Source organism: Haloimpatiens lingqiaonensis (genome assembly GCF_901447495.1).
GTDB lineage: Bacteria > Bacillota > Clostridia > Clostridiales > Clostridiaceae > Haloimpatiens > Haloimpatiens lingqiaonensis.
Window position 1 is genome coordinate 1 of record NZ_CABDWS010000139.1, and the last position, 3,359, is coordinate 3,359.

The 3,359-nt window shown below is 29.6% G+C and carries 2 protein-coding genes; both read left to right on the forward strand.

All coding sequences use genetic code 11. The features are described from left to right. The first annotated feature begins 411 nt into the window (after positions 1-411). Entirely contained in the window at positions 412-1,389 is a 978-nt protein-coding gene (locus FGK85_RS14785) for a transposase (RefSeq protein WP_243122901.1), read from the forward strand. A gap of 834 nt (positions 1,390-2,223) precedes the next feature. Then, positions 2,224-3,093: a pyridoxal 5'-phosphate synthase lyase subunit PdxS gene (gene pdxS / locus FGK85_RS14790; RefSeq protein WP_138207894.1), complete on the forward strand. Its 870-nt coding sequence runs from the start codon at positions 2,224-2,226 to the stop codon at positions 3,091-3,093. Positions 3,094-3,359 lie beyond the last annotated feature (266 nt).

A 3,359-nucleotide genomic window follows, 5' to 3' on the forward strand; every position in this document is an offset into this window, starting at 1 on the left:
ACTTTGATATAATTATCTTGCATTTGCTTTCTCCTTTATTGGGGATATTATTGTTGTTTGCATTACAATAATAGCAAATGCATTTTTTATTTGTAAAGTTTTTCTACACAAGAAATATTAAATAGCCTTATAATTTATAATTTATTTTAATTTATTTAAGGGTATATTTAAGGTTTAAGATTTAAGGAAGGTTTAAGGGGACGGTTAACAACTTTTATCCGTAGAAGATGTAGAAAATTTAAAGGTAAAAATTAAAATTAAAGGGACGGTTAACCTTTTTTTGCTAGGTTGGTAACAAAAAAAGGTTAACCGTCCCCATTTTTTTCTATCTTTATTGAATAAAAAACTTGCTTTATGACTATAATTCAAATAAAAATATAAAAAAATATATATAAGAGAAGAGGTAGTCAAATGGCAAGAGGAAATAGAATAAAAAAAGATGATGCTATATATCATGTAATGATAAGAAGTATAAGTGAAGTACCACTATTTAAGAAAGATAGAGATAAGGATATATATCTAGAAGAAATGAAAAAAAGGCAAGAAATGCATAAATTTAAGGTATATGCATATTGTTTAATGACAAATCATGCTCATTTTATGATAGATGCTAATGGTGCGGATATATCAAAAATAATGCACGGTTTAAATCATAAATATGCCATAACATTTAATAGACTTCATAAAAGACATGGACATTTATTTCAAGATAGATTTAAGAGTAAAATAGTGGACACGGACAGATACTTAGTAGTATTATCTGCATATATTCATAATAATCCATTGAAAATAAAGGGTTATGAGTATCACCTAGAAGAATATAAATACTCAAGCCTAAAAGTATATTTAGGTCTTGAAAAGGATAAAACAGGGCTTTTAGATGAAGATTATGTGATGAAATTTTTTGGTTCAAATGTACAGGTAGCAAGAGAAAATTATATGAAGTTTGTGTATGTTTGTGACTATGAGAGATTAAAAAAAGAAATGGAATTTGAAGATGAGAAGACAGAATACAGAAGCGAAAAAACAGTATTAGTAAGGGATTTTGATCCAGATAAGATAATGGAGTTTGTAGCAGAGGAAACTGGTACAAAGAAAGTAATGTTATATATAAAAAATAGCAAAAACACTAAGGTTGCTAGGGCTCTAGCTGCGCTTTTAATGAGGTGTCTTTGTGATTTTAAGTGCTCTGATATATGTAAAATACTTGGAAATATAACTCAATCAAGAGTGTCAAAGCTTTGTTCTATTGGGGTTGAGCTCATATCAACAGAGGATAAGTACAGGAACATAATAGAAAAATTTATTTCTAAATACCAGTCGCATCAGCCGCAAATATCTCAAATAAATCAATCGTATCAGGCGCAGATAGAACAACTGCAACCGTAGATGTCATGAGGAAATCGTATATATTATACTATGATAAAATCAAGAGGAAATTATGATATAAAGTTTACGGATATTTAATAAATGTTGTGCAACATTAAATGGTAAATATTTGCCATTGTTAAATGTAAAAGTCTATAATTGGGTTGACTTAGCTATTTGTATATAATGGTCACAATTCATCCCAGTAAAATAAAATGAAGAAAAATAAGATATTATATATTATTACACAATATATATAATTCAACTTTCACAGTTATAAAATAAAAATATAAAATTTACAGATAAGTATTGAGCTTAGCTAAGAAGTAAAAAGTAAGAGTTAAGGATAAAACTCTAGGAGTTTTTTTATAATTAATTTGTAAGTAATAGTTCTTACTTTGTATAGTGTAAAGTTTAAAATTTATATTCGAAAGTTGAGTATAACATATAAAATAACTAAGTTTTTTTAGATGATTTTAAAATAATCTTTTATTTTTGTGTTAATATAAGGTCTTATCTGTATGAGTATAGTTAATATGTACAAGCCTATAAATACAAGTTTATAGATAAGATAATTCATAGATAATATAATTAAGAAAATGGTAATTCGGAATGAGATGGAGATATATTAAATATTGTTAACCGTCCCTAGGTTTCTCTAGGTTTCTCCTAGGTTTCTAGGTTTTTTAGGTTTTTTTAGGTTTTCCTAGCAGTAAGATGTTGCGATGGAAAGTTGTTAACCGTCCCTATCTACTACTATCTACTACTATCTATTGTACCGATACATTTGAAAAAACCACCTGTCAATAATATACTATATTTCAAAGAAATTATTGTTTATAGGGGGAATTAGTAATGGAGAGATATGAATTAAACAAAAATCTTGCTCAAATGTTAAAGGGCGGAGTAATAATGGATGTAGTTAATGCAAAAGAAGCTGAAATAGCTCAAAAGGCAGGAGCATGTGCGGTAATGGCATTGGAGAGAGTCCCATCAGATATTAGAAAACAGGGTGGAGTGGCTAGAATGTCTGATCCAAAGATGATAAAGGAGATAAAAGAGGCAGTTTCCATTCCTGTTATGGCCAAAGTTAGAATAGGTCATTTTGTGGAAGCACAAATTTTGGAGGCTATTGGAGTAGATTATATCGATGAAAGTGAAGTTCTAACTCCAGCAGATCAGATTTATCATATAAACAAAAAAGACTTTAAGGTGCCTTTTGTTTGTGGAGCTAGAAACTTAGGAGAAGCACTAAGAAGAATTGGAGAAGGAGCTTCAATGATAAGAACAAAGGGTGAAGCAGGGACAGGTAATGTTGTAGAAGCTGTAACCCATATGAGAACCATAATGAATGATATAAAAACGGTGAAGAATGCAGGAAAAGAAGAACTTATGAGTATAGCTAAGGAAATGGGATCTCCTTATGATTTAATAGAATATGTTTGGAAAAATGGTAAACTTCCAGTAGTTAATTTCTCAGCAGGTGGAATAGCAACCCCAGCGGATGCAGCGCTTATGATGCAGCTAGGGGCAGAAGGAGTATTTGTAGGTTCTGGAATATTTAAATCTTCAAATCCAGAAAAAAGAGCTAAAGCTATAGTGATGGCTACCACTTATTATAATGATCCTAAGATTGTAGCAGAAGTATCAGAGGATTTAGGTGAGCCTATGAGCGGTTTAGAGCTAAAGGATTTATCAACTAGATATGCTGAGAGAGGATGGTAATTTTGAATGGCATTTTAGAAGCAAATAATAATGTTGATATCAATAATAATATAAATACAAATAATAATATTAATAAGTATACAAACAGTAATATGGATAAGCAAATAAATAATAACTTAACTTCTTTAATTTAAGAAGCTGAAATACCAATTGTAGATTCAAATTCCTTGGCAGGAATATAGTTACAGTGTTTCACACTATATTGGTCCTATAAATAACTTGAAAATTTTTCTAAGAAGCTAATTTCAGCTCATCAAGTATTAATT

Coding starts and splice junctions, on each gene's coding strand:
- pdxS (WP_138207894.1), top strand. CDS start 2,224: ATGGAGAGATATGAATTAAACAAAAATCTTGCTCAAATGTTAAAGGGC.
- FGK85_RS14785 (WP_243122901.1), top strand. CDS start 412: ATGGCAAGAGGAAATAGAATAAAAAAAGATGATGCTATATATCATGTA.